This is a genomic window from Naasia sp. SYSU D00057 (assembly GCF_017916505.1).
In the GTDB taxonomy this organism is placed as follows: Bacteria; Actinomycetota; Actinomycetes; order Actinomycetales; family Microbacteriaceae; genus Naasia.
Map to the genome: position 1 here is coordinate 1175533 of NZ_JAFMSZ010000001.1, position 25645 is coordinate 1201177.

Here is a 25645-nt window from a genome sequence, read left to right on the forward strand (position 1 = left end):
CCGCGGGTGAAGATCCAGAATCCCTTCCGGGTCGGCCTGCTGGCCGGCCTTGGCGTCCTCCTCGCGGTGACGATCGGCTCCGCGGTCGATCAGCTCTCGACGATCCTCACCTACGTCGGCGCGGCGATCTTCCTCGCGCTCGGCCTGGACCCGCTCGTCTCGTTCCTCGAGCGCCGCGGCCTGCCGAGATGGGCGTCCCTGCTCATCACGGTGATCGTGGTGCTCGGGGCGGTGACCGGCGTGATGTTCGCGATCGTGCCGGCGATCGTCAAGCAGGCGAGCGCGCTGGTCCAGTCGATCCTCGACTACACGAGCGGCGTCACCTGGGGCGACTTCATCTCGACGATCCAGGGCTACGTGGGCGACTCCGTCAACGTCCAGGAGATCGCCGAGGGCGTGACGGCCTACCTGCAGGACAACTTCGACACGATCACCGGCAACGTCCTGGCCGTGAGCCTCGGCATCGCGAACGGCCTCTTCGGCGCGTTCATCGTGCTCGTCCTCACCCTCTACTTCACGGCGTCGCTCGACACGCTGAAGTCGGCGCTGTACCAGCTCATCCCCGCCACCAAGCGGGCGCGGTTCGCGGACCTCGCCGAGCAGGTGACCGAGTCCGTCGGCCGCTACATCATCGGCCAGGTGTCGCTCGCGCTCTGCAACGGCGTGCTGACCTTCATCTTCCTGTCGGTGATCGGCGGCGAGCTCCCGGTGGTGTTCGCGTTCCTCGCCTTCCTCGGCTCGCTGATCCCGTTCGTCGGGACGCTGAGCGCCTCGGTGCTGATCCTGCTCGGCCAGGTGCTGCTGCTGCCGGACTCGATCCCGACCTGGATCACCGTCGGCGTCTACTACCTCGTCTACATGCAGGTCGAGGCGTACGTGCTGAGCCCCAACATCATGAAGCGGGCGGTCAAGGTGCCGGGCGCCGTCGTCGTCATCGCGGCCCTCGTCGGCGGCACCCTGCTCGGCATCCTCGGCGCGCTCATCGCGATCCCGGTGGCGGCGTCGATCCTGCTGATCATGAAGCAGGTCGTCATCCCGCGGCAGAACGAGCTCTAGCGGAGCACCTCAGGTGGCGGAGACGGGACCGTCCCACTCGCTGGGCAGCGGCGCGGCGGCGGGGTTCACGCGCTGCACGATCTCGTCGAGGACCGTGCGCGTGTAGTTCTCCCCCACCCAGAGGTGCTTGGCGCCCTCGACGCCGACGACCTCCACGTTCGGCGCGGACGCGAACTTCTCGCGCGCCTCGTCGGGGCGGAGGAAGTCGTCGAACTCGGGCACCAGGGCGGTGATCCGCCGCTCGTCTCCGGCCCAGGCCCGCACCTCGTCGGCGCTCGTGCGTCGCAGCGGCGGGGAGAGCAGGATGATGCCCTCGCTCGGGTGCTCCCTCCCCCACTTCAGGGCGACCTCGGTGCCGAACGACCAGCCGACCAGCCAGGGCGCCGGCAGCCCGCGCTCCGTGACGAAGGCCATCGCGGCGGCGAGGTCCTCGCGCTCGTGCACGCCGTCGCCGAACTCGCCCTCGCTCGTGCCGCGCGGCGACGTCGTGCCGCGCGTGTTGAAGCGGAGCACGGCGAGGTCCGCCAGCGCGGGCAGTCGTGCCGCGGCCTTCCGCAGCACGTGGGAGTCCATGAAGCCGCCCGCGGTGGGCAGCGGGTGCAGCGTGACGAGGGTCGCCACCGGCTCCCGGGTCTCGGGCAGCGCGAGCTCGCCGACGAGCGTGAGCCCGTCCGCCGTCTCGAGGGTCACGTCCTCCCGCCGAGCGGGAAGCTCGATCCCTCCACGGATCTCCACCACCTCAGGCCACCTTCCAGCAGTGCGAATGCCAGTGCCGGCGCGCGGCGAGGTCGTTCGCCTCACCGAGCACGCCGTCCGCGCGCCACACCACCAGGTGCGCGACGCCCGGGTCGATCCCGTTGCCGCAGCCGGGGCAGCGGTACTCCTTCACCGCCTGCACCGCGCTGATCGGCTGGACGTTGAACGTGCCGCCGCGCCGCACCTCGGTGCGCCGCCAGCCGGTCAGCAGCCGCGACAGGTCGTCGCCGTCGTCCTCGTCCTTGCGCGCGCCGCGAGGTCGATTGCTGCGCGGCATGTGCCGATTCTACGGAAGGGCGGAACGACGGGCGCGCCCGTCAGTACCAGCCGACGTCGACCGAGTGGCCCCAAGCGCCGCAGGGGCTGCCGTAGCGGCCCTGGATGTAGCCGAGACCCCAGTGGATCTGCGTGGCGGCGTTCGTCTGCCAGTCGGCGCCGGACGACGCCATCTTGCTGCCCGGGAGAGCCTGCGGGATGCCGTAGGCACCGCTCGACGGGTTCGCCGCGTTGACGCGCCAGCCGGACTCCTTGTTCCAGAGCGCGACGAGGCAGTCGAACTGGTCGCTGCCGAAGCCTCGAGCGGCGAGCATCTCGGCCGCGATCGCCTGCGCCGAGCCGGGGCTGGCGACGGCGACCGGAGCGCTGTAGCCGCCACCTCCGCCGGAGCTGGAGGAGGACTCCTCCTCGACGGCCGGTGGGGGCGGGGGCGGCGGAGGCTTCGGCTTCTCGGTGACCGTGAAGTTGTCGCGCGTGATCTGCTCGGCCTCGTACGCGGCCGTCTCGACCTGGAGCAGCTGCTGCGCCTCGACGGACAGGCGGGACGTCGACGTCATGTAGTACGGGGACGCCGTGGCGCCCGCGTACGGGTCCGTCACGTTGACGAGGAGGATGCCGAAGACGGCGACGAACCCGAAGAGGGAGAGGGCGATCCGCCCGTGCATCGGAGCCTTGCGCGCGCGCCGCTGCGGGGGTCGCGTCGGGGACGCCCCGGAAGGCCGGATGGCAATCGCCGTGCTCGAATGCTTACCCACGATGAACCGATGGTAGCAAACGGTCCCCGCAAGACCCCGGATAGGGGCCCGCCGCCGTGTCCGCGCCGCTCACCGGACGGCGAGCATCACGTCGACGACGGCATCGAGCAGCATGTCGACCTGCCACTCCTGGTAGCCCCCGCGGCGCGGGCGGAAGGCGACCGTGCGCACCTCGTCGATGCTCATGGGGGTGCCGTCCTTGAAGTACTTCCCCAGCCGCGCGCTGAACCTGTCGACCTCGTCGATGTCGTAGCCGATCGACATGGCGCCCGCGTGCTCGAACCGCTCGCCGTCGGGGCGGCTGACGCGCTCGAGGATCTCTGCGGCCGTGGAACGGGCCTCGCTGAACCACGCCTTCTCGCCCTGCGCCTTCACCGCGTGGTTGCGCTCGCGCAGCGCGAACGCGTCCTCGAGCCGCTCGAGCGCCGCATCCACGTGGGCGGTCGAGTAGCCGCCCTTCTCCATGGGGAAGGCGGTGCGGCGGATCGTGCGGGCGTCGATCCCGGTGATCGTGCCGGCCGGCGAGTCGTACGCCCGGCGCGCGACGGCGAGGAACCGGTCCACGTCCTCCACCCGGTAGCCGAGCTTCGTGCGCCGGCTCCGGGGGAAGGTGTTCGCCATGGCCACCATTGTGCCGCTGATCGCGCGGGCGGCCGGGAGGCTCAGCGGGCGAGGAGGAAGAGCGCGTACGCGGCCACGGCCGAAGGCAGGATCGAGTCGAGCCGGTCGAGGAAGCCGCCGTGGCCGGGCAGCCACGAGCTGATGTCCTTGATCTCGAGGTCGCGCTTGATCATCGACTCGGTGAGGTCACCGACCGTCGCGGTGACGACGAGCACCCCGCCGAAGAGGAGCCCGAACGCCCACGACTCCCCCAGCATGAAGACGCTGATCAGCACACCGGTGATGAGTGCGGCGGCCGCGCTGCCGGCGAAGCCCTCCCACGTCTTCTTGGGGCTGATCCTGGGTGCCATGGGGTGCTTGCCGAAGGCGACGCCCGCCGCGTACGCGCCGACGTCGCAGGCCACCACCACGATGAGGAAGCCGAGCGTCCACCACTGGCCGCCCTCCTCCGCCGTGAGCACGACCGTGAAGCTGCCGAGGAGGGTGAGGTAGAGCTGGATGAAGGCACCGGCGCCGAGATCGAGCCGGAGGTCCTCCGCCTTCGTCGAGCCGCGGCCGAAGAGCGCCTCGACGAGGCGCCACGCCGTGACGAAGGCCATCGCGGCGAGCACGCCGAACCACTGCCCGAGGCCGGGGAAGAAGTACGCGGCCGGCAGCACGACCGCCGCCGCGACGACCGAGGCGACGCGCGGCACGTCCCGTCCGGACCGGCGGAGCGCCCCGGCGAGCTCGACCACCGCGAACGCGACGAGCACGCCCGCGAGGACGAGGAAGAGCTCCTTCACCACCACCAGGCTGAGGATGAGGATCGCGCCGAGCAGCAGGCCGACCGCCGCCGCGAACAGCAGGTTGCGGCCGGTGCGCGCGTTGATGCGCGCCTGCGTCTCCTCGAACTGCTCGCGGGCGGCGCGCACCTGCGCCTCGATGTCGGCGCGCCGCTGCTCGACCTGAGCCTGCAGCTCGCCGCGCTTCAGGAAGGGGCGGCGCCGCGCGGGGCCGTTCGGTGCCGTCACGGCGGGATCCTCGCCGGCCCCTACACCTCGAGGAGCTCGGCTTCCTTCCGCTTCAGCGCCTCGTCGATCTGGTCGATGTGCGTCTTGGTGATCTGCTCGAGCTCCTTCTCGCCGCGCGACAGGTCGTCGTCGCCGACCTCGCCCTTGAGGGAGTCGAGGTCGTCCTTCGCACGACGGCGGATGTTGCGGACCGAGACCTTCGCGTCCTCGCCCTTGCCGCGGGCGATCTTCACGAACTCCTTGCGGCGGTCCTCGGTGAGCTCGGGCAGCACGACGCGGATGATGCTGCCGTCGTTCGACGGGTTCGCGCCGAGGTTCGGCATCGCGACGATCGCCTTCTCGATCTCCTTGAGGGCGCTCTTGTCGTACGGCGTGACGATGAGCACGCGCGCCTCGGGCGTCTGCAGGCCGGCCAGCTGCGCGAGCGGCGTCGGCGTCCCGTAGTAGTCCACGGGGATCTTCTGGAAGAGCGCCGGGTTGATGCGGCCGGTGCGGACCGTGGACAGGTCGTCCTTGGCGACCTCCACGGCCTTCTTCATCCGCTCGGTGGCGTCGGACAGCACATCCGCGATCACGGGCACACTCCTTCGTTGTCTGCTCGCCATTCTAGGCGGGGCGGTGGATCGGCCACCGGCGGCGGCGGCGATCGGAGGTCAGGCGGTGACGAGCGTCCCGAGCGGCACGTCGCCGCGGATGGCGCCCGCGACGTTGCCGGGTCCGTCGATGCCGAAGACGACCATGTCGATGCCGTTGTCCATGCAGAGGCTGAACGCGGTCGCGTCGACCACCTTGAGCCCCTTCTGCAGCGCCTCCTGGTAGGTGACCCTGTCGAGCTTGACGGCGTGGTCGTGCAGGCGCGGGTCGGCGGAGTAGACGCCGTCGACCCCGTTCTTCGCGACGAGGACGACCTCGGCCCGGACCTCGAGGGCACGCTGGGCCGCCACGGTGTCGGTCGAGAAGTACGGAAGGCCGGCGCCGGCGCCGAAGATGACGACGCGGCCCTTCTCCATGTGCCGGATGGCGCGGCGCGGGATGTAGGGCTCCGCGACCTGCGTCATGGAGATCGCCGACTGCACGCGCGTCTCCGCGCCCGCCTGCTCGAGGAAGTCCTGCAGGGCGAGCGCGTTCATCATGGTGCCGAGCATGCCCATGTAGTCGGCGCGGCTGCGCTCCATGCCGCCCTGCTCGAGCTGGGCGCCGCGGAAGAAGTTGCCGCCGCCGACGACGATCGCGACCTCGACGGTCTTGGCCGCCTCGGCGATCTCGCGGGCGAGGGCCATCACGACGACGGGATCGACGCCGAGTGCTCCGTTGCCGAACGCCTCTCCGGAAAGCTTGAGGAGTACCCGTCGTCTCTCATCGGTCGTCATGCAGCGGATCCCTCCTGAAGTGCCCCGTCTAGATTAGTGCCCGCCGCGACACCCGACCGACGGAGGGAGCCCCCGTGGAGATCGCCGGGCCGCCCCGAGGCGCCGTCGCCGTTCCCCTGGCGGTCGCCCGAGTCGCCGGCGGACCCGTCGAGCCCGTCTGGCGGAGCAGCGAGGGCGGGCTGACCTTCCGGCTCACGGGCGGCCGCTACGCGAAGTGGGCGCCCGCGGGCACTCCCCTCGACCTGGCGGCGGAGCGCGACCGCATGCTCTGGGCCGGGCCGTTCGCCCGAGTGCCGACGCCGCTCGCGCTCCTCCGGGACGAGGAGGGCTCGTGCCTGGTCACGACGGCCCTGCCCGGCCGGAGCGCTGTCCACGAGCGCTGGCTCGCCGAGCCGGCCACTGCGGTGCGGGCGATCGGCGCCGGGCTGCGCGCTCTGCACGAGGCGCTTCCCGTGCAGGACTGCCCGTTCGACTGGTCGGTGGCCGAGCGCCTCGAGCGCGCCCGCCGCTCCGGGCTCCGCCCCGATTCAGCGCTCGAGGAGGCCCCAACGATCGACCGCCTCGTCGTGTGCCACGGCGACGCCTGCGCGCCGAACACGCTGCTGGACGATGCGGGGCAGTGGAGCGGGCACGTGGACCTCGGCACGCTCGGCGTCGCCGACCGCTGGGCCGACCTCGCCGTCGCGAGCTGGAGCACCGCCTGGAACTACGGCGACGACTGGACCGGCGCCCTGCTCGAGGCGTACGGGATCGACCGCGACGAGGAGCGCCTCCGGTACTACCGCGCCCTGTGGGACGCGACCTGAGCCGGTTCGGGGGCGCCTGAGGCGCCGCCCCTGGGCTCCGGGGGGGTACCAAATCAAGGAGAACTGGCCGCCTGTGCGCCCGCCGATGCCGATCGGGGCGGATCCGCCGGAGATTCTCCTTGATTCGTCACGCTCGCACTCCCCAGCGCGACTCCCGGGAACGCGGAACGGGAGCCGCCCGAGGGCGACTCCCGTTCCGTCCGATCAGAGCGTCAGGCTCAGACGCCGACCTTCACCCGGGTGAACCCCTGGACGGTGAGGCCCGAGTCCTGCAGGACCTTGCTGACCGTGAGCTTGTTGTCCTTGGCGTACGCCTGGTCGAGCAGCACGATCTCCTTGAAGAAGCCCGTCAGCCGGCCCTCGATGATCTTGGGCAGCGCCGCCTCCGGCTTGCCCTCGTTCTTCGCGGTCTCGGTGACGATCTCCCGCTCGCGCTCGACGATGTCCGCGGGGACCTCGTCACGCGTCAGGTAGCGCGGGTTGGCGAACGCGATGTGCTGCGCGATGCTCCGCGCGGTCTCCGCATCCTCGCCCGTGTAGCCGACGACGACGCCGACCTGCGGAGGCAGGTCCTTGCTCGTCTTGTGCAGGTAGATCGCGAACTTCTCGCCCGGGACCTTGACGACGCGGCGCAGCTCGACCTTCTCGCCGATGAGCGCCGCCTCGTCGTTGATGAGCTCGCCGACCGTCTGCGAGCCGGCGGAGGCGGTGAGGCCCTCCTCGGCGCTCGCGACGCCCGCGGCGTGGACCGCCTCGAGGACCTTGTCCGCGAGCGCGATGAAGCGCTCGTTCTTCGCGACGAAGTCGGTCTCGCTCGCGAGCTCGATCAGGGTCGCGAAGCCCGCGCCCTCCTTCGCGGCCACGAGGCCCGCGGTGGTGGTGCGGCCCTCGCGCTTGGCGACGCCCTTCAGACCCTTCACGCGGAGGATCTCGATGGCCTTCTCGATGTCGCCGTCCGCCTCGACGAGGGCGTTCTTGCTGTCGAGCATGCCGGCACCGAGCCGGTCACGCAGCGTCTTGACGTCGGCTGCGGTGAAGCTTGCCATTCCTGACTCCTCTTGCTGTTGCTTCGATGCTTACTTGGCGGCCTTGGCGGCGCGCGGCGTCTTCTCGTCCTCGGTCGCGGCGGCCTCGATCTTGGCCTCGGCCTGCTCGTCCGTCTCCGGAGCGTGCTCGGCGACGACGGTCTCGTCGGCCTGGGCGTTGAGGTCGGCGTCGGCCTTCGCGTCGGCGTCGTTCTCCTCGACCGGGGCCTCCGCGGCAGCGGGCGCCTCGGCGGCAGGGGCGCTCTCGGCCTGGCCGGCCTCGAGGAGCTCGCGCTCCCACTCGGCCAGCGGCTCGGCGGCCTCGTCACCCTCGGAGGGCTTCTGGTGGCGCTGGATGAGACCCTCGGCGGCGGCGTCCGCGATGATCCGGGTGAGCAGGGCGACACTGCGGATCGCGTCGTCGTTGCCCGGGATCGGGTAGGCCAGCTCGTCCGGGTCGGCGTTGGTGTCGAGGATGCCGATCACCGGGATGCCGAGCTTCTTGGCCTCGTCGACGGCGAGGTGCTCGCGCTTCGAGTCGACGACCCAGATCGCGGACGGGGTCTTGCCGAGGTTGCGGATGCCGCCCAGCGTCTTCTCGAGCTTGTCGCGCTCGCGGCGCTGGATGAGCAGCTCCTTCTTCGTGTAGCCCTTGCTCGTGTCGTCGAAGTCGACGAGGTCGAGCTCCTTCAGCCGGTTGAGGCGCTTGTGCACCGTGGTGAAGTTGGTGAGCAGACCGCCGAGCCAGCGCTGGTTGACGTACGGCTGGCCGACGCGCTTCGCCTGCTCGGCGATGGCCTCCTGGGCCTGCTTCTTGGTGCCGACGAAGAGGATGGTGCCGCCGTGGGCGACCGTCTCCTTGACGAAGTCGTACGCCTTGTCGATGTAGGCGAGCGACTGCTGCAGGTCGATGATGTGGATCCCGCTGCGCTCCGTGAGGATGAAGCGCTTGACCTTCGGGTTCCACCGGCGGGTCTGGTGCCCGAAGTGGACGCCGCTGTCGAGCAGCTGGCGGATGGTGACGACGGCCATGGCCGTGCTCCTGTTCCCGGCGCGCGCCCGCGCGAGCGGGAACGGCGCCGATTCGGTTGCCTACCGCGACCGGACGGCCGCGGATCCTGGTGCCCGGCACGCAGCCGCCTCCTGTCCGGAGGACCGATGGCTTGCGGAGGCCTGGTGGGCACGCGAAGTCACCCCGCTGGGCGAGGTGCGGCATCCATGTTACAGGACCGGGCCCGCCGATGGGCCCGGGAGTCGGTCAGCGCCGGACGCCGAGGCCGGCCTCCCGGGCGCGGATGATCGCCTCGGCGCGGTCGCGCACCATCAGCTTGGCGAAGATGGAGCTGACGTAGTTGCGGACCGTCTTCTCGGAGAGGAAGAGACGCCGGGCGACCTCGGCGTTCGAGAGTCCGGCGGCGAGGAGGTCGAGCACTTCGCGCTCCCGGTCGGCGAGCTCGGGGAACGGTGGTGGCGGCGTGCCGCCCGCCGCGAAGAGGGCGCGCATCCGCCGTGCGATCTCCGGGCCGTACACCGCCTGTCCGGACGACACCGCGGCGAGCGCGGCAGCGATCTCCTCCTGCCCCGCTCCCTTGAGCAGGTAGCCCAGGGCACCCGCGTGCAGCGCGGCGCCGACGGCATCGTCGTCCGCGATCATCGTGAGGACGAGCACCCGCACGTCGGGGTCCTCGGCGACGAGCTGCCGGGTGGCGTCGAGTCCGGACAGCACCGGCATCTGGATGTCCATGAGCACGACGTCCGGCCGGAGGCGCCGCACGAGCTCCACCGCCTCGGCGCCGTCGGAGGCCTCGGCGACTACCTCGACGTCGAGGTCCTCGAGCAGCACGCGGAGCCCGCGGCGGAAGACGGGGTGGTCGTCGGCGAGCACGGCCTTCATCGCGGGTCCTCCCAGGGCAGCGCGGCGGCGACGCGGGTGCCGGTCGGCTCCGCGCGGGTGACGGTGCAGCTTCCTCCGAGCTCGGCGGCGCGCTCGCGCATCGAGGTGAGACCGACGCCGCCCCCGGCGTCCGGGGCGATGCCCGCACCGTCGTCGAGCACCTCCAGCTCGAGCACGCCGGGGCGCGCCTTCACGGTCACGGCGATCCTCCGGGCTCGGGAGTGCCGGACGGCGTTGAGCATCGCCTCCTGCGCGATGCGCAGAGCGGCGACCTCGACCGCCGCGGGCAGCAGCGGGAGGCCGTCGGCATCGACGGTGATCTCGGGCCCGCTCCCGCCGTCCCGGCCGGTGAGGGCGGCGGCGCCGGAGCGCAGCGTCTCGGCGAGGCCGAGGTCGTCGAGCGACGGCGGCCGGAGCCCCTCGACGAGGCGGCGGACGTCGCGCACCGCCTCCCCGATGTCGTCCCGGCCCGCGGACACGAGTCGCCGGGCCCGGTCGAGGTCCGAGCGGGCGAGAGCGGACGCGGCGGTGTCGAGGGTCATCACGGCAGCGGCGAGCTGGGGCCCGAGACCGTCGTGCAGGTCCCGCCGCAGCCGCCGTCGCTCGTCCTCACGCGTGGCGAGCAGCTCGGTGCGGGAGCCGTCGAGGGCGTGCGCGAGCCGAAGGGCGTACGCCGGAGCGGCCAGGGCCTCCCCCAGCTCCTCGAGCGCCCGGCGGTCGGGCGACGCCAGGACTCCCCCGTCCCGCGCACCGGCGCGGAGCACCCCGACGCGCTCCCCGTGCAGTGTCAGGGGCACCTCGACGCCTCCTTCCGTGACGGAGGGCCCGGCGGTGAAGGCGCGGCTCCCGTCCGGCAGCGGGACCTCCACGGTGACCGACCCGAGCCGGAGGGCGTCGGCGACCTCCGCCGTCCCGACCGCGAGCGCCTCGCCGGGGCCCACGGCCGCGCGCACCCGCTCGGCCAGTGCGCGCCGGAGCTCGGCCGGATCGGGGCGGCGCCCCCGGAACAGCCGGGTCACCGCGCGCCGCACGGCGAGGTGCAGCGGGTGGAACACGAGCGCGACCGCGAAGGCGGCCACGAACCCGGCGACCGGCGACGTGGCGCCGAGCAGCGCGCCGGCCCATCCCGTGACCGCGGCGTACACGAGCGCACTGCCCGCGAGCAGGAGGACCCCGACGAGGGCGCGGCCTGCGACCAGGTCGATGTCGTAGAGCCGGTACCGGGTGGCCGCGACCGCGAGGCCGAGAGGGAGGCCGAGCACGGCGACGGCGACGGCCCACGGCGGCGCGGTGAACGTCGCGATCACGGCGACCAGCAGGCCGAGGCCGACCCAGGCCAGCTGGCGCCGCTCCACCGGCCCGCCCCGTCGCACGCGCACGACGACCGACGCGATCCCGGACAGGACGAGGAGGAGCAGCGGAACGGTGAACGCCGGGCTCGAGAACGGGTCCGATCGCCCCGTCGTGGCGGCCGTCCCGGCCACGACGAGGGTCGACACCGCGGTGAAGGCGACGGCCGCGCCCGCGGCGGTGCGCCCGGCGCCGCCGAGCGATCGGCCGTACGGGACCACGTGCGGCAGCACGGTGGTGGTGACCAGCAGGCCCGGGAGCCACGCCCAGGCCCGCACCCAGTCGGCGAGGGCGGAGGGACCGGCGGCCGACACGGAGGTGGCGAGGACGTAGGCGGCGGCGGAGGCGGCGACCACCAGCAGCAGGGCCGCCATCCGCTGCGCGGCGGGCACCCCGGCGAGCACCGCGCCGGCCAGGGCGAACGAGGTCGCCACGACGGGCTCCGGCGTGCGGAACAGCTGCGGAAGCCAGTCGCCTCCGGTCAGGAGGGGCAGGGCGACCGCGGCGAGCGCCGCGAGGACGGCGAGGGCGGCGATCAGCCGGGCCGCTGCGACGGCGGCCCGGCTGATCGTGCGCGCCGGAACCGGGACGGGGAGCTCCCGCTCGGCGGCCGCAGGTGCAGTCATGGTGAGGGAGAGTATCGGTCCGGTCACCGCGCTGTCGCGACCCCGCCCCGGGCCGCCCGCAGACCGGCCACGGCGGCGCCGGCGCTCGCGGCGAGGAACAGCCAGTGCGGGTCCACCGGACCGACCGCGCCGACGGTGAAGTCGACGACGATGAACACCAGCAGGGCCACACCGATCCACCGGGGCAGGACGCGGGTCCAGAGCAGTCCGACGGCGAGCAGGATCATCCCGATCACGCATCCGGCCAGGAACGGCAGCAGGAACAGCACGGCCAGCACCGGATCGGCCTGAGCGGCGTCGAGGACGGCCGCTGCCGATCCCGGATCCTCCAGTCCGGCGGCGGGCAGCTGCAGGAGGCCGAGGAGGTGGATGCCGACGAAGCCCCACATCCCGGCGAGCAGGGCGACTCTCGCCGCCATGGCGAGCCGCCGCGCCCGAGTGCCGAGGACCTGCGTCAGGGCGACGAATGCGATCGCCATGAGCGGGATGGCGAGCGTGCCGAGCACGGCGCGGGTGCCGTACAGGGTCGCGTTCTCGGCGACGAGCCGGAGCTGGTCGGCGGTGCCCTCCGGGCGCTCGGGCAGGAACTGCGCGAGCACCGCTTCAGTGGTGTTGAGCAGAGCGCCGCCGATCAGCGCGACCGCGGCCAGGCGGGGGCCGACGCCCCCGGCTCGGGATCGGGCGGTCGCGGCACCGGCGGCGTCGGGCCGACCGGCGGTGGAGAGAGCTGCGGTGGTGTCCATGGAGTTTCCCCTTCGTCGGATGGCGAGCGGTGTGCTCGCTGAGAAGAAGGGTCGGGCGGGACGTGTCCCACCCGCCTGGGATCCTCGTCCCGTCTCCGCTGGGAGATCCGCGGGACGGATCGGGACGGCGCCGTCAGGCCCGCCGGGAGGGGGCCGCCGCCTTCTTAGCGCGGCCGAACACGAGCCCGCCGACGTCCTCGAGCTCGACGCCCTTCGTCTCCGGGACGAAGAAGAACACGAACAGCAGCGACAGCAGCGCGAACACCGCGTAGAGGCCGTAGGTGAACGGCAGCGAGAAGTCGGAGAACACGGGGAAGCTGACCGTGACCAGGAAGTTCGCAATCCATTGGGCGGCGGCCGCGACCCCGAGGGCCTTCGCGCGGATGCGATTCGGGAAGATCTCGCCGAGCAGAACCCACACGAGCGGCCCCCACGTGGCGCCGAACGAGACGACGAACAGGTTCGCGGCGACGAGCGCGATCATCCCCCACGGCTGCGGCAGGCTGAGCTGCCCGTCCGTCGTGACCGCCTGGCTGAACGACAGGGCCATCGCCGCGAGCGTGACAGCCATGCCGATGGAGCCGGCGAGGAGCATCGGGCGCCGGCCGACCTTGTCGACGATGGCGATCGCGACGAAGGTGACCGCCACGTTCACGACCGAGGAGAAGACGGAGATGAGGAAGGCGTCCTGGAACCCGACCGCGCTCCACAGCGTGGTCGAGTAGTAGAAGATCACGTTGATGCCGACCGCCTGCTGGAACACCGACAGGGCGAGGCCGATCCAGACGACCGGCGCGAGGCCGAGCGCGGCACCGCGGAGGGACGCCTTCTTCGCGTTCTCCCGGTCCTCCTGTATGTTGCGGCGGATGCGGCCGACCTCGTCGTCGATCTCCCCCTGAGGTTGCACGGTGGCGAGCACGTCGCGCGCCTCGCGCTCCCGGTCCACCGCGAGCAGGTAGCGGGGCGACTCGGGCAGGCGCCACGCAAGGAAGCCGTACACGACCGACGGCACCACGGCGACGAGGAACATCCAGCGCCACGCCTCCAGACCGAGGAGCGGCCGGAGCGCGTCCGGGTCGCCGATGCCCGCGAGGAGCGCGTCCGAGAGCAGGGCGGCGAAGATGCCGACCGTGATCGCGAGCTGCTGCAGCGACGCGAGCCGGCCGCGCACGGCGGCAGGCACGATCTCGGCGATGTAGGTGGGCGCGATCACGGACGCGACGCCGATGCCGAGGCCGCCGATGAAGCGCCAGACCATGAAGTCGATGACGCCGAACGCGAGGCCCGCGCCGACGGAGCTGACGAAGAAGAGCACGGCACCGATCAGCATCACCTTGCGGCGGCCGATGCGGTCGGCGAGACCGCCGGCGGCGTAGGCGCCGACCGCGCATCCGATGAGCGCGATCGCGACGGCGAGGCCCTGGATGAGGCCCTCGATCTCGAACTGCTGCTCGATCGCGTCGACCGCGCCGTTGATGACGGACGAGTCGAAGCCGAACAGGAAGCCGCCGACCGCGGCCGCCACGGCGAGTGCGGTGACTCGTCGGCGGAGACGGGCGTCGATCTTGCCGGTGGCTGCGCTGGTTCTGCTCATGCTTCCTCCGGGGATCGATCCTCCCACCGGCTCCGCTCGGGCGCCGTCCCTCCCCAGGAGGGGTTGCACGGCGACTTCCGCACCGATACGGGCGCATGGGGCCGGCGGCGGAGGGGGGCGCGCATCCTCGTCGCATGTCCTCCGCTCGGCGCCTCGTGTGCGTGCTGCTCCTGCTCGCGGCGGCGCTCGCCCTGCCCGGCGAGGCACCCGCCGCCGCTGAGGCGGAGACGACTGCTGCGGCGACGGGGACGGGCGGAGGCTCACCGTCCTGGGACTGGCCGGTGCTCCCCCGGCCCGCGATCGAGAGTCCCTACCGGGCGCCGCCGACCGCGTACGCGGCCGGGCACCGGGGCGTCGACCTCGACGTGCCGGTCGGCACGCCGGTGCTCGCGCCGGATGACGGGGTGGTGCACTTCGCGGGAGTCGTGGGGACGCGGCCCGTGATCTCCCTCCGGCATGCGGGAGGACTGCTGTCGAGCTTCGAACCCGTGGAGTCGCCGCTCGCGCCCGGTGCACCGGTCCGGCGCGGCGAGCAGGTGGGGCTCGTGGCGCCCGCCGCGGGGCACTGCCCGGCGAGCTGCCTGCATCTGGGGGCGCGGCTCGACGGGCGGTACCTCTCGCCGCTGGTCCTGCTCGGCGGTGTTCCGCGGGCGGTGCTGCTGCCGCTCGGCACGACGTCCGAGGGTGGTCCCGCAGGGAGCCCGGCGCATTCCGGGCCGGCTGAGTCGCGGTCCGGCGCGGCCCGGTCAGGCGCGGGGGTGCGCCTGCTCGTAGGCCCGCTTGAGGCGCTCGGCGGAGACGTGGGTGTAGATCTGCGTCGTGCCGAGGCTCGCATGGCCGAGCAGCTCCTGCACGGCGCGCAGGTCGGCGCCCCCGTCGAGGAGGTGCGTCGCCGCGGTGTGGCGGAACGTGTGCGGGCCGGCGGGGCCCGAGCCGGGGATTCCGGCGAGCAGCCGCGCGACCAGCCGGTGCACCGACCGCACGCCGAGCCGGCCGCCGCGGTCGCCGAGGAAGAGGGCCGGAGTCGCCTCGACGACGAGGCGGGGACGGCCGGCGCGGAGGTACCGGTCGATGGCCCGCGCCGCGGGCACGCCGAACGGCACCACCCTCTGGCGGTTGCCCTTGCCCGTGACCGTGACGGTCAGGCGCTCACGGTCGACGTCGTCCACGTCGAGTCCGCAGAGCTCCGACACCCGCAGCGCGGACGCGTAGAGGAGCTCGACGACGGCGAGATCGCGCAGTCGCTGCGGCTCGTCGTCCGCTGCCTGGGCGGCGAGGTCGGCGAGGAGATCGCCGACCGCGTTCTGCGGCAGCACCCGCGGCAGGGTGCTGTGGGCCTTCGGGGCCCGCAGGCGCAGCGCGGGGTCGACCGGCACGTAGCCCTGTCGGGCGAGCCAGTTGCCGAACGTGTGGGCGGACGCGGTCCGCCGCGCGAGCGTGGTGCGGGCGAGGCCGCGCTCGGACGAGTGCCAGAGCCAGTCGCGCAGCAGGTCGAGGGTGACGCCCTCCACCTCGGGCGTGCCCCGCCGCCGGGCGAAGCCCTCGAGGTCGATCAGGTCGGTGACGTAGCCGCGGACGGTGTTGTCCGAGAACCCGCGCTCGCCGGCGAGGTGGGCGCGGAACTCCTCGACGGCCTCCGCGATCTGCATCGCCCCATCGTCCCTCCCCGCCTGCGGCGCGGGCGGCCGGGACGCCGGTGTGGCGGCGCTACACGTCCCAGTCGTCGAAGTAGCCGTCCGGCAGCTGCACGACCGCGGGCGGCTGGTCGAGCGGGAGCAGCGTGGTCACCACCTGCTCGGGATAGACGACGGCGAGCGCGATCGCCTGGTCGCCGTCCACCCCGGTGAGGCCGAGGTGCGGCGCGTCGACGCGAACCGTGTAGCTCGTCGCCGGCGCGACCGTGACCGGGATGCCGGCGAGCGAGCCGTGCACCGAGTAGTGCAGGTGGCCGCTCAGCACCGCCCGCACGTCCGTTCCGGCGAGCACCTCGGCGAGCGCCTCGCTCCCCCGCAGCTGGAACGGCTCGAGCACGCGGACCGTGGTCGGCACGGGCGGGTGGTGCATGGCGAGGATCGTGCCGTGCTCCGCCGGCTCCGCGAGCACATCGCGCAGCCAGTCGAGCTGCGCCTGATCGAGCTCGCCGTGGCCCTTGCCGGGCACCGAGGTGTCGATTGCGACGACGCGCAGCCCGCGGACGTCGAGGACGCTGTCGACCGGCTCCGTCGTCGGCGCGACGCCGAGCAGCCCCTCCCGGAGGGGGCCGCGCGAGTCGTGATTGCCCGCCACCCAGACGACGGGGCAGCCGAGTCGCTCGGCGACCGGGTCCACGAGCTCCCGCACGCGCCGGTAGGCGTCGAGCTCGCCGAGGTCCGCGATGTCGCCGGTGTGGATGATGGCGTCGACCGTGTACTCGGACTCGACCAGGCGCTCCAGGGCACGGCGGAGGTGCGCGACGGTGTCCACGCTGCCGTGGAGGGGGGCTCCGCCGTCGAGGAAGTGGGTGTCGCTGAGGTGAGCGAGGACGTGGGTGGGGTTCGGCACGGGTCCACGCTAGCGAGCACCGCCGACCGCCTAGACTCCCGCCCATGCCCTCGCTCGTCGCGCCCTGCGTTGTGCACGCCCTACGGCCGGACTCCGGCAGCAACGGGGTCACCGCGATCGACAAGCGGGCCGTCGACGGCCCCGTCAAGGTGGGCCGGCTCGGCCTGCGGGCCGATGTCCAGGCCAATCGCAAGCACCACGGGGGCCTCGAGAAAGCCGTCTACGCCTACTCGCAGGAGGACGCCGAGTTCTGGGAGGCCGAGCTCGGCCGGTCTCTTCCGCCGGGCTGGTTCGGCGAGAACCTGCGCGTCGAGGGGATCGACGCGACCGCCGCTCGTGTCGGCGAGCGCTGGCAGCTGGGCAAGGTGGTGCTCGAGGCGACCATGCCCCGCACGCCGTGCATGACCTTCGCCCGCTGGGTGGGCGGGGCACAGGCATCCGGCTGGGTGCGGCGGTTCGCCGCCGAGGGCCGGCTCGGTGCCTACTTCCGCGTCGTGCACACCGGCGCCGTCACGGCGGGCGACCCGATCGAGGTCGTCCCGGCCGCCGCCGGCGCACCCACGATGCTCGAGGTGTTCCGCGGCGCCTGAGCGCCCGTCAGGAGCGGACGAGCCGGGCGATCGCCTCGGACGCCTCGCGCAGCTTGCCCTCGCGCTGGTCGCCGACTGCGTCCACCACGCAGTGGCTCATGTGGTCGTCGAGGAGACCGAGGGCGACCGACTGCAGTGCCTTCGTCATGGCGGACACCTGCGTGAGGATGTCGATGCAGTACTTCTCGTCCTCGACCATCTTCTGCAGCCCGCGCGCCTGCCCCTCGATGCGCTTCAGCCGGGCCAGGTAGGCGTCCTTGTCGCTGATATAGCCGTGGTGCGCGCTGCCGTGCTCGTCCATGTCCCGCCTCCTGCGCCCCCGCTTCCCGCGGTCCCTTGCACTATACCCCCGGGGGGTATAGAAAGGGAAGCCGACGAGGAGGATCGATGGACCACGAGCGCACCCACGGGGACATCCGGGCGGCCGAGCAGTCGGACACCGAGCACAGCGGCGGGCCGCTCGAGGACCGCACCGCCGCCGATTCCACCGAACCCGACCACGGTGGACACCACGGTCCTGCGCGCACGCGCGAGCACGCGCACGAGCGGACGGACCACGAGCACGATCATGCCGGGCCCGAGGCGCACGACTCCGCCGCACACGCCATGCACGACTCCGCGGCTCACGAGTACGCGGGGCACGACCGCGCCGTCGACTCCGATCACGCGCACCCCGGGCACGACCACGCCGCCCACGCACTCGCCGAGCACGAGCACGCCGGTCACGTCCCGCACGCCGAACACGACCACTCCGCCCACGGTGCGCACGCCCACGCGGGCCACGCGCACGGCGACCACGGCGGGCACGGCGGCCACGGCGATCACGCTGCGCTCTTCCGCAACCGCTTCTGGGTGAGCCTCGTGCTCGCGATCCCGGTGGTCGCGTTCAGCCCGATGTTCGCCGAGATCCTCGGCTACCCGGCACCGTCCTTTCCGGGCGCCGAGTGGATCTCCCCCCTGCTCGGCACCGTCGTCTTCCTCTACGGCGGCTGGCCATTCCTCACGGGCCTGGTCGCCGAGGTGCGCGTGCGGCAGCCCGGGATGATGACGCTCATCGCCATGGCGATCACAGTGGCGTTCGTCGCGTCCTGGGTGACCTCGCTCGGGCTGTCCGATCTCGACCTCGACTTCTGGTGGGAGCTCGCGCTCCTCATCGTCATCATGCTGCTCGGCCACTGGCTCGAGATGCGCGCGCTCGGCGCCGCGTCGAGCGCGCTCGACGCGCTCGCCGCGCTGCTGCCCGACCGCGCCATCCGCGTCGACGGGCCGGTGGGGCTGACCGAGGTGCCGCTCGGCGAGCTCCGGGTCGGCGACCTCGTGCTCGTCCGCTCCGGCGCCCGCGTCCCGGCCGACGGCACCGTCGTGGACGGGACGGCGGAGTTCGACGAGTCGATGATCACCGGCGAATCGCGGACGGTGGCGCGCGGGGCGGGCGACCGGGTGACCGCGGGCACGGTCGCCACCGACAGCGCCGTCCGAGTCCGGGTCGACGCCGTCGGCGCCGACACCGCGCTCGCGGGCATCCAGCGGCTCGTCGCGGACGCCCAGCGCTCCTCGTCGCGGGCGCAGGCGCTCGCCGATCGCGCCGCCGCCCTGCTCTTCTACTTCGCGGCGGGCGCCGGCGTCCTGACCTTCGCCGTCTGGCTGCTGCTCGGCAGTCCGGCGGATGCGATCGAGCGGACGGTGACCGTGCTCGTGATCGCCTGCCCGCACGCGCTCGGCCTCGCCATCCCGCTCGTCATCGCGATCTCGACCGAGCGCGCCGCCCGCGCGGGCGTGCTCGTGAAGAGCCGCCTCGCCCTCGAGCGGATGCGCACCGTCGACACCGTGCTCTTCGACAAGACGGGCACCCTGACCCGCGGCGAGCCGGTCGTCACCGACGTGGCGGTCGCGCCCGGCGTCGCCCGCGACAAGGCCCTCGCTATCGCCGCGGCACTGGAGCGGTCGAGCGAGCACCCCGTCGCGCGCGCGCTCGTGCGGGCGGCCGAGGAGGCCGAGCTCGACGCCGGAATCGAGGTCACCGACTTCCGCTCCCTCACCGCGCGCGGGGTCGAGGGGCGCATCGCCGGCGAGCTGGTCCGCGTCGGCGGCCCTGCACTCCTGCGCGAGGAGGACGTCGCCGTGCCGTCCGAGCTCGACGAGCCGGTCGCCGCGTGGTCCGGGGAGGGAGCAGCCGTCCTCTACCTCGTGCAGGCCGGCCGCGCGCGCGCCGCCTTCGCGGTGCGTGACGAGGTGCGGCCGGAGTCCCGCGAGGTCGTCGACGCCCTGCACCGCCGAGGCGTGCGCGTGGCGATGATCACCGGGGACGCTCGCGCTGTCGCGGAGTCGGTCGGCGCGGAGCTCGGCATCGACGAGGTGTTCGCCGAGGTGCGGCCCGAGGACAAGGACGCGAAGGTCGCGGAGCTGCAGAGCCGCGGCGCGAAGGTCGCGATGGTGGGCGACGGGGTGAACGATGCGCCCGCGCTGGCCCGCGCGGACGTCGGCATCGCGATCGGCGCCGGCACTGATGTCGCCATCGAATCCGCGGGCGTCGTCCTCGCCGGCAACGATCCGCGGTCGGTGCTCACGGTGATCGAGCTGTCCCGCTCCGGCTATCGCAAGATGGTGCAGAACCTCGCCTGGGCCACCGGCTACAACGTGCTGTCGGTTCCCCTGGCCGCGGGCGTGCTCGCGGGGGCGGGCTTCGTCCTCTCCCCCGCCGCCGGCGCGATCCTCATGTCGGTGTCGACGATCGTGGTCGCGCTCAACGCTCAGCTGCTGCGCCGCGTGCGGCTCCGCCCGGAGGAGCTCGCCCAGCCCTGACTGCGCGCTCGCCGCGGCAGAAACGCACTCCCCGCGGGTGTCGTTCCTGCCGCGGCGAGTGCGTTTCGGCGGCGGCAACGCCGCTGTCCTCGACACACGAGGGCTGAGCGGGCGGCCCTCCGGCGACTTCAGCCCTCCGGGGCGAGGCCGCCCGACCGCTCCACCCCGGTGCGGCGCGTGGCGTCGACGTGGAGCCGGAGCACGTCGGGCCTGCTGTAGTGGCCGGCGACGTCGAGGTCGGCGTGCGCGTCGTCGACCTCGCTCAGGTCGAGCTCGGCGACGATGAGCTCTGCGCGCCCACGCACGGGCTCCCGGAGCCAGGTGCCGTCGGGCGCCGCGATCGCCGACCCGCCGTCGAAGAGCACGCCATCGGCCGGGGCGTCCGGGCCGACTCCCGCGCGGTACGCATCGCGGAGCTCCGGCGGGAGGTCGTCGGTCGTGAGGAAGAGTCCCGCCGACAGCACGAAGCAGCCGCCCTCCCGCGCATAGGTGCGGGAGGCGAGCTCATGCATCTCCGGGATGTCGGGCCACGCGGCCACGTGGATCTGCTCGCCGTCCGCGTGCAGCACCTGACGGGCGAGCGGCATCCAGTGCTCCCAGCAGATGAGCCCGCCGACCCGACCGGCCGGTGTGTCGACGGCGCGCAGGCCTGCACCGTCGCCGGCGCCCCAGAGGATCCGCTCGGCGTGGGTGGGCACCAGCTTGCGGTGCAGGTTGAGCAGGCGGCCATCCGGTCCGAGAGTCGCGAGGCTGTTGTAGAGCGTCCCGCCGCTCGCGGTCCGCTCGTTGAGCCCGAGGACCACGGTCGTGCGGAAGCGCTCGGCCGCGTCGCGGATCGGGGCGAGGTCGTCGCCCCGGTCGTCCGCTCCCCCGACGACCGGGCTCTCCCGCGCCAGGCGCCCGTACCAGCGGCGGGCCTCGGGATCACCCCACGCGGCCATCCCGAAGATCCACGCCGGGTAGCCGGTCAGCCAGGTCTCGGGGAAGACGACGAGGTCCGCTCCCGCCGCCTCCTCGATCGCGGCCACCGCCCGCTCGAGCGTGGCGGCGAGGTCGAGGAGCGCGGGCGGCCGCTGCACGATGGCGACAGTGCGGCGGCCGCGGGCGATCGCGGTCACTCGGACCCCGCTCCCTCCAGCACGCGCTGGCTCTCCTGGCGGACCCGCTCCTCGGCGGCACGGTCCAGGTTGCGGCAGAACAGCCAGTACAGGCCGCCGGCGACCACGAGGCCGATGGCGAACGAGATGTCCGCACCGCCGATCGCCTCCGCCGCCGGTCCGGTGTAGAGGCCGGGCAGCGAGAAGAACGGGATCATCGCAACGAAGCCGATGCCGTACGCGGCGAGACCCCGCCACGACCAGCGACCGTAGATGCCGTGCGGGTTGAAGATCTCGGTGATGGCGTACTTCCCGTGGCGCACCGCGTAGAAGTCGACGAGGTTGACCGCCGTCCACGGCACCAGGAAGTAGAGCATCAGCAGCACGAAGTTGTTGAAGCTGCCGAGGTAGTCGTCGGGGATCAGGAGCGCGACGATCACGGTGACGAGGCCGACGGCGACGAGTCCGATCACGCGGGCGCGCACCGTGGGTCGGACCTTCCGGAAGGCGTCGATGCCGCTCACGCTCGTGAGCATCGCCCCGTAGGCGTTGACGCCCATGATCGAGATCAGCGCGAGCGTCGAGACGAGCACCACGATCGTGCCGAAGCCCGGGAAGAGGTTGTCGCCCACCTCCTTGAGAGAGCCGATCGCGTCGACCTCCGGCAGGCGGCTCGCGAGCAGCGAGCCGAGGCCCATCAGCCACACCGCGGAGCCGGCCGCGCCGAGGTAGGTGAAGAAGATGAGCTTCGGCGCCGACGACCGCGGGGGCAGGTAGCGCGAGTAGTCGGAGACGTACACCGCGTAGCTGATGTTGTAGCCCGCCGCCAGGGAGAACTGGATGAGGAACGCGGTGCCGTCGAAGCCGCCGGCGGCCTCCCCGGTCGGCGCGGGGAGCGTGACGGCGGCGAGCACCGTCGTGATCGCGAAGGCGACGATCAGCAGGTAGGTGAGCCACCGCTGCACGAAGTGGAGGAGGTCGTGACCGACGACCGCGATCACGATCGAGAGCGCCGTGATGATCGGGTACCAGAACCACTCGACCGCGGGCAGGATCAGCCCGATGCCCTGGGTGGCGAGGATGACGTCGAACACCATGAAGCCGATGTAGACGAACACGGTCGCGGCGAACGGGACGATGACGCCGCGGCTGCCGAACTGGGCGCGCGACTGGATCATCTGCGGGAGACCCATGCGCGGCCCCTGATTGGCGTGGAACGCCATGAAGAAGGTGCCGAAGCAGGCGCCGAGCAGGATCGCGAGGAACGAGAACCCGGCGGTCAGCCCGAGCTGGGGACCGATGAAGCCGACGACCATCGTGGGGAGCACGAAGTTGCCGGTGAACCAGAACGGCGCCTGGTGCCACAGCTTGCCGCGGCGCTCGGACCACGGGACGTAGTCGATCGAGTGCCGCTCGATGACGGGGCCGGCGGCGGTGCCGGTCGCGGGCGCTTGGGTCACGGTGTGCTCCTGAGGTCGGGGACTTCGCGGACGGTCGGACGGAGGGGGTGTGGGGCGGGGGCGGGTCGCCGCGGGCCGGGGCTCATGCGAACTCCTCGAACCCGGGCGCCGTGCGCGGCCAGGGGTGCGCCCGCTCCCACCGGGCCGCGAGCTCGAGCAGCGACCGGTCGGCCCAGCGCGGCACGGTGACCTGCAGCCCGAACGGCATACCGTCGGGGAGCGTGCCCGCGGGCAGCGAGAGGGCGGGCAGGTTCGCCATGTTCTGGATCGCGGTGGAGTAGACCTCCGGCCCGAGGAGGCCGGCGGAGCCGTCCCCCAGCCTGCCGTCGGCCGACCATCCGGCCGCGGCGACGGTCGGCGTGACGAGCGCGGCGTCAGCGCCGAGCACCTCGTCCATTCGGGCCACGGCGGCGAACCGGCGGCGCCGGGCCGCCAGGTAGTCGTCGATCGTGACGCCGAGCCCGAAGGCGAGGAACTCCTGCGCGCTGGGATGCAGGGAGCCGCCGTCGCGCTCGATCCGCTCGCGGCCGAGCTGCAGCGCGTGCTCGGCTGCGGCGAGGACGAACCAGTCCTCGTCCGGGCTCCAGCCGGGGAAGAACCAGCCGGGCTCGCGGTGCTCGATCGGGACGCCGAGCAGGGCGGCGAGCCGCTCGGCCGCGTCCGAGAACGCCGCCGCGACGTCCGCCGGGAGCGGGCCGAGCTCGTCCGTGCGCTCCGCCACGATCAGCCGCCGCGGGAGGCGGGCCTGCGGCAGCGGGACGGGAAGCGCGGTCGGGTCGCCGGGCACGGGCCCGGCGACGACGTCGAGGAGCACGCGCAGGTCGTCGCTGCCGGTGGTCATCAGCCCATCGGTGGAGAAGTCGATCCAGTCGGGCGTGAACCGGTGACCGATCACCCCGCCGGTCGGCTTGAAGCCGAGCAGCCCGCAGAAGGCCGCGGGGATGCGGGCGGAGCCGCCGCCGTCCGTGGCGGTCGCGATCGGGGCGAGCCCGGCCGCGAGCGCGGCCGCGGATCCGCCGCTCGAGCCGCCGGGCGACCGGTCCGGGTTCCACGGGTTGTGGGAGGGCCCGAAGAGGAGGTTGTCGGTGTAGCCCTCGATGCAGAACTCGGGGACGTTCGTCTTGCCGACCGGGATCGCCCCCGCCGCGCGGAGGCGGCCGATGGTGATGCCGTCGCCCTCGGCGGGCGGCGCGTCGGCGAACCACCGGGAGCCGTACGTGGTGCGCAGGCCCCGGACGTCGTCGTTGTCCTTGCCGAGCACCGGCAGACCCGCGAGCGGTCCGGGGTCCTCGCCGCGACGGACGGCGGCGTCCACGGCATCGGCCTCGGCCCGCGCTTCGTCGGCTCGGACCGCGACGACGGCGCCGAGGTCGCGGTGCGCCGCGATGCGTTCGAGGGACCGCTCGACGAGCTCGCGGGCGCTCGTCCGCCCCTCGCGGACGTCGCCGGAGAGCCGGCGCAGCAGGCCGGGGGCGAGGGACGTCGTCGTCACTGGTCGGAAGTCCTCAGCCGAGGGGCACCATCGAGGTGATCAGCTCGTAGGCGACGTGGGACGCCGCGACGCCCGTGAGCTGCGCGTGGTCGTAGGCGGGGGCGACCTCGACGACGTCGGCGCCGACGATCCGGTGCTGCCGGAGGGCGCGGAGGAACTCGAGCATCTCGCGGCTCGTGAGCCCGCCGGCCTCGGGCGTCCCGGTGCCGGGCGCGTGCGCGGGGTCGAGCACGTCGATGTCGACCGAGACGTAGACCGGCCGGTCGCCGAGCCGCGCGTGCATCCGCTCGAGGGCGGCGGCCAGGCCGGCGCGCTCGACCTCGTGCGAGCCGATGATCGCGAAGCCGAGCCGCTCGTCGTCGGCCAGGTCCTCGCGGCCGTAGAGCGGCCCGCGGATGCCGACGTGCAGGCTCGCGGTGAGGTCGATCAGCCCCTCCTCGGACGCGCGGCGGAACGGGGTCCCGTGTGTGACGGGGGCGTCGAAGTAGGTGTCCCAGGTGTCGAGGTGGGCGTCGAAGTGCACGACGGCCACGGGCCCGTGCTTCTTGGCGACGCTGCGCAGCAGGGGCAGCGCGATGGTGTGGTCGCCGCCGATCGTCAGGAGGCGGGTGCCGTCGGCGGTGAGCTCGTCGGCGCGTGCCTCGATCTGGCGCACGGCCTCGTCGATGCTGAACGGGTTCACGGCGATGTCGCCCGCATCCGCCACCTGCAGCTCCGCGAACGGGGATACGTCCGCGACCTGGTTGTAGGGGCGCAGCAGCCGCGACGACTCGCGGACGTGGGACGGCCCGAAGCGGGCGCCCGGCCGATAGCTGACGCCGCTGTCGAAGGGAACGCCGACGACGGCGATGTCCGCGCGCTCCACCTCGTCGAGGCGGGGCAGCAGCGCGAACGTGGCGAAGCCCGCGTAGCGCGGCGTGCGACTCGAGTCGCGTGGTCCCACAGTCATTCCGACCTCCTCGGCGTCCTCCGGAACGCTACCCCCCTGTTGCTTGTGAGGCAACAAAAGGTGCGTCGCAGTGCCGCGGCTCTACACTCGGCGCATGCGCGCAGTGCATCCGGCCCCGCAGGGCGGTCCCCTCACGATCGGTCCCCGCCTGCGCGCCACCCGCCTCGCGCAGGGCCTCACCATCGCGCAGCTCGCCGAGGCGACCGGACTGACGAAGGGGTTCGTCAGCCGGGTGGAGCGGGACGAGACGTCCCCCAGCGTGGCGACCCTCCTGACGCTCTGCCAGGTGCTGTCGCTCCCGATCGGCTCGCTGTTCGAGGCGCCCGAGCACGAGGTGATCCGCCTCGACGAGGCGCCCCACATCAACTTCGGCGGCTCGCTGGTCGAGGAGCGGCTGCTCACCCCACGCTCCGAGGCCGGAATCCAGCTGCTGCGCTCCGTGCTCGACCCGGGCGCGAGCGGCGGCGACGACTTCTACACGATCACGTGCGAGCTCGAGGTGCTGCACGTCCTGAGCGGCGGCATCACCCTCCGCTTCCCGCAGCACGATGTGGAGCTCGCCGCCGGCGACACCGTCACGCTGAAGGGACGGGAGCCGCACACCTGGGTGAACGCGACCGGCGGGCGCAGCGAGGTGCTGTGGGCGATCGTGCCCGCGGCCTGGAGCGGCTCCCGCTGACCTCCCGCTGCGGTGGCGGCGACGCCGCCGACACCGCAGCTCCGACCGGCGTTGCATGGTGCGCCGCGAGCAGCCGGGCAGCGGCGAGCGCCCATCCTGAAGATCCCCTGGCGAAACCCCTATTTCCCCTGATAGGTTGGCGCAGCGCCG

General features: G+C 72.9%; 25 protein-coding genes and 1 pseudogene. 6 read left to right on the forward strand and 20 right to left on the reverse strand.

Annotation, left to right across the window (positions count from 1 at the left end; translation table 11 throughout):
• The first annotated feature begins 6 nt into the window (after positions 1 to 6).
• Positions 7 to 1056 (forward strand): AI-2E family transporter, encoded by a 1050-nt coding sequence (locus tag J3P36_RS05580; protein WP_210506223.1) that lies wholly within the window; start codon positions 7 to 9, stop codon positions 1054 to 1056.
• A 9-nt stretch (positions 1057 to 1065) separates the two neighbouring features.
• Here J3P36_RS05580 and J3P36_RS05585 read toward each other — a convergent pair whose 3' ends face one another.
• From J3P36_RS05585 to pyrH, 7 genes are all read right to left on the reverse strand, one after another.
• Positions 1066 to 1791, reverse strand: a complete 726-nt coding sequence (locus J3P36_RS05585; RefSeq protein ID WP_210506224.1) for an alpha/beta hydrolase — start codon at positions 1789 to 1791, stop codon at positions 1066 to 1068.
• A 4-nt stretch (positions 1792 to 1795) separates the two neighbouring features.
• Positions 1796 to 2089, reverse strand: a complete 294-nt coding sequence (locus tag J3P36_RS05590; protein ID WP_210506225.1) for a hypothetical protein — start codon at positions 2087 to 2089, stop codon at positions 1796 to 1798.
• A 40-nt stretch (positions 2090 to 2129) separates the two neighbouring features.
• Positions 2130 to 2753 (reverse strand): lytic transglycosylase domain-containing protein, encoded by a 624-nt coding sequence (locus tag J3P36_RS05595; RefSeq protein ID WP_210506226.1) that lies wholly within the window; start codon positions 2751 to 2753, stop codon positions 2130 to 2132.
• Positions 2754 to 2912: 159 nt separating this feature from the next.
• Positions 2913 to 3464 (reverse strand): DivIVA domain-containing protein, encoded by a 552-nt coding sequence (locus J3P36_RS05600; RefSeq protein WP_210506227.1) that lies wholly within the window; start codon positions 3462 to 3464, stop codon positions 2913 to 2915.
• Between the two features lie 41 nt (positions 3465 to 3505).
• Positions 3506 to 4477, reverse strand: coding sequence for a phosphatidate cytidylyltransferase (locus J3P36_RS05605; RefSeq protein WP_307806958.1), 972 nt, complete (start codon positions 4475 to 4477; stop codon positions 3506 to 3508).
• Positions 4478 to 4497: 20 nt separating this feature from the next.
• Positions 4498 to 5052, reverse strand: coding sequence for a ribosome recycling factor (gene frr, locus J3P36_RS05610; protein WP_210506228.1), 555 nt, complete (start codon positions 5050 to 5052; stop codon positions 4498 to 4500).
• 78 nt (positions 5053 to 5130) lie between these two features.
• Positions 5131 to 5847, reverse strand: coding sequence for a UMP kinase (pyrH, locus tag J3P36_RS05615; protein ID WP_210506229.1), 717 nt, complete (start codon positions 5845 to 5847; stop codon positions 5131 to 5133).
• A 74-nt stretch (positions 5848 to 5921) separates the two neighbouring features.
• Between pyrH and J3P36_RS05620 the strand changes: the two genes are divergently transcribed.
• Entirely contained in the window at positions 5922 to 6653 is a 732-nt protein-coding gene (locus J3P36_RS05620; protein ID WP_307806959.1) for an aminoglycoside 3'-phosphotransferase, read from the forward strand.
• Between the two features lie 218 nt (positions 6654 to 6871).
• On the opposite strand, the gene tsf is transcribed toward J3P36_RS05620, so the two are convergent.
• The 6 genes from tsf to J3P36_RS05650 form a co-directional block, all read right to left on the reverse strand.
• Positions 6872 to 7699: a translation elongation factor Ts gene (gene tsf, locus J3P36_RS05625; RefSeq protein WP_210506230.1), complete on the reverse strand. Its 828-nt coding sequence runs from the start codon at positions 7697 to 7699 to the stop codon at positions 6872 to 6874.
• A gap of 30 nt (positions 7700 to 7729) precedes the next feature.
• Positions 7730 to 8710: a 30S ribosomal protein S2 gene (rpsB, locus tag J3P36_RS05630; RefSeq protein WP_210506231.1), complete on the reverse strand. Its 981-nt coding sequence runs from the start codon at positions 8708 to 8710 to the stop codon at positions 7730 to 7732.
• Between the two features lie 226 nt (positions 8711 to 8936).
• The gene (locus J3P36_RS05635) at positions 8937 to 9572 is read right to left on the reverse strand and encodes a response regulator transcription factor (protein WP_210506232.1); all 636 of its coding nucleotides are present in this window, start codon (positions 9570 to 9572) and stop codon (positions 8937 to 8939) included.
• On the reverse strand, positions 9569 to 11548 hold the full coding sequence (locus J3P36_RS05640) for a sensor histidine kinase (protein ID WP_210506233.1): 1980 nt from the start codon (positions 11546 to 11548) through the stop codon (positions 9569 to 9571). Before J3P36_RS05640 ends, J3P36_RS05635 begins: the two co-directional genes overlap by 4 nt.
• A gap of 23 nt (positions 11549 to 11571) precedes the next feature.
• Complete coding sequence (locus tag J3P36_RS05645) at positions 11572 to 12291, reverse strand: hypothetical protein (protein WP_210506234.1); 720 nt, start codon at positions 12289 to 12291, stop codon at positions 11572 to 11574.
• A gap of 133 nt (positions 12292 to 12424) precedes the next feature.
• Positions 12425 to 13885 carry a sugar porter family MFS transporter gene (locus J3P36_RS05650; RefSeq protein WP_210506235.1) on the reverse strand — a complete coding sequence of 487 codons (1461 nt, stop codon included), beginning with the start codon at positions 13883 to 13885 and terminating at the stop codon, positions 12425 to 12427.
• A gap of 134 nt (positions 13886 to 14019) precedes the next feature.
• On the opposite strand from J3P36_RS05650, the pseudogene J3P36_RS05655 reads away from it, so the two are divergent.
• A pseudogene (locus J3P36_RS05655) lies at positions 14020 to 14496 on the forward strand (M23 family metallopeptidase); the annotation flags it as partial.
• A 135-nt stretch (positions 14497 to 14631) separates the two neighbouring features.
• On the opposite strand, the gene J3P36_RS05660 reads toward J3P36_RS05655, so the two are convergent.
• Both J3P36_RS05660 and J3P36_RS05665 read right to left on the reverse strand, forming a co-directional pair.
• Complete coding sequence (locus J3P36_RS05660) at positions 14632 to 15534, reverse strand: tyrosine recombinase XerC (protein WP_210506236.1); 903 nt, start codon at positions 15532 to 15534, stop codon at positions 14632 to 14634.
• Between the two features lie 58 nt (positions 15535 to 15592).
• Positions 15593 to 16426, reverse strand: a complete 834-nt coding sequence (locus J3P36_RS05665) for a phosphodiesterase (protein WP_210506237.1) — start codon at positions 16424 to 16426, stop codon at positions 15593 to 15595.
• A 44-nt stretch (positions 16427 to 16470) separates the two neighbouring features.
• Between J3P36_RS05665 and J3P36_RS05670 the strand changes: the two genes are divergently transcribed.
• Entirely contained in the window at positions 16471 to 17016 is a 546-nt protein-coding gene (locus J3P36_RS05670) for an MOSC domain-containing protein (protein WP_210506238.1), read from the forward strand.
• 7 nt (positions 17017 to 17023) lie between these two features.
• On the opposite strand, the gene J3P36_RS05675 is transcribed toward J3P36_RS05670, so the two are convergent.
• A complete protein-coding gene (locus J3P36_RS05675) occupies positions 17024 to 17317 on the reverse strand; it encodes a metal-sensitive transcriptional regulator (protein ID WP_210506239.1) in 294 nt (97 codons plus the stop codon).
• Positions 17318 to 17622: 305 nt separating this feature from the next.
• On the opposite strand from J3P36_RS05675, the gene J3P36_RS05680 reads away from it, so the two are divergent.
• On the forward strand, positions 17623 to 19818 hold the full coding sequence (locus J3P36_RS05680) for a heavy metal translocating P-type ATPase (protein ID WP_210506661.1): 2196 nt from the start codon (positions 17623 to 17625) through the stop codon (positions 19816 to 19818).
• 128 nt (positions 19819 to 19946) lie between these two features.
• Here the strand turns inward: J3P36_RS05680 and J3P36_RS05685 are convergent, their stop codons facing one another.
• The 4 genes from J3P36_RS05685 to speB all read right to left on the reverse strand — a co-directional run bounded on the left by J3P36_RS05685 (position 19947) and on the right by speB (position 24816).
• Positions 19947 to 20936 carry a carbon-nitrogen hydrolase family protein gene (locus tag J3P36_RS05685; protein ID WP_210506240.1) on the reverse strand — a complete coding sequence of 330 codons (990 nt, stop codon included), beginning with the start codon at positions 20934 to 20936 and terminating at the stop codon, positions 19947 to 19949.
• Entirely contained in the window at positions 20933 to 22375 is a 1443-nt protein-coding gene (locus J3P36_RS05690) for a cytosine permease (RefSeq protein WP_210506241.1), read from the reverse strand. Before J3P36_RS05690 ends, J3P36_RS05685 begins: the two co-directional genes overlap by 4 nt.
• Before the next feature lie 82 nt (positions 22376 to 22457).
• A complete protein-coding gene (locus J3P36_RS05695; RefSeq protein WP_210506242.1) occupies positions 22458 to 23867 on the reverse strand; it encodes an amidase in 1410 nt (469 codons plus the stop codon).
• Between the two features lie 13 nt (positions 23868 to 23880).
• Positions 23881 to 24816 (reverse strand): agmatinase, encoded by a 936-nt coding sequence (speB, locus tag J3P36_RS05700; protein ID WP_210506243.1) that lies wholly within the window; start codon positions 24814 to 24816, stop codon positions 23881 to 23883.
• Between the two features lie 94 nt (positions 24817 to 24910).
• On the opposite strand from speB, the gene J3P36_RS05705 reads away from it, so the two are divergent.
• Complete coding sequence (locus J3P36_RS05705) at positions 24911 to 25495, forward strand: helix-turn-helix domain-containing protein (RefSeq protein ID WP_210506244.1); 585 nt, start codon at positions 24911 to 24913, stop codon at positions 25493 to 25495.
• The last annotated feature ends 150 nt before the right edge of the window (positions 25496 to 25645 follow it).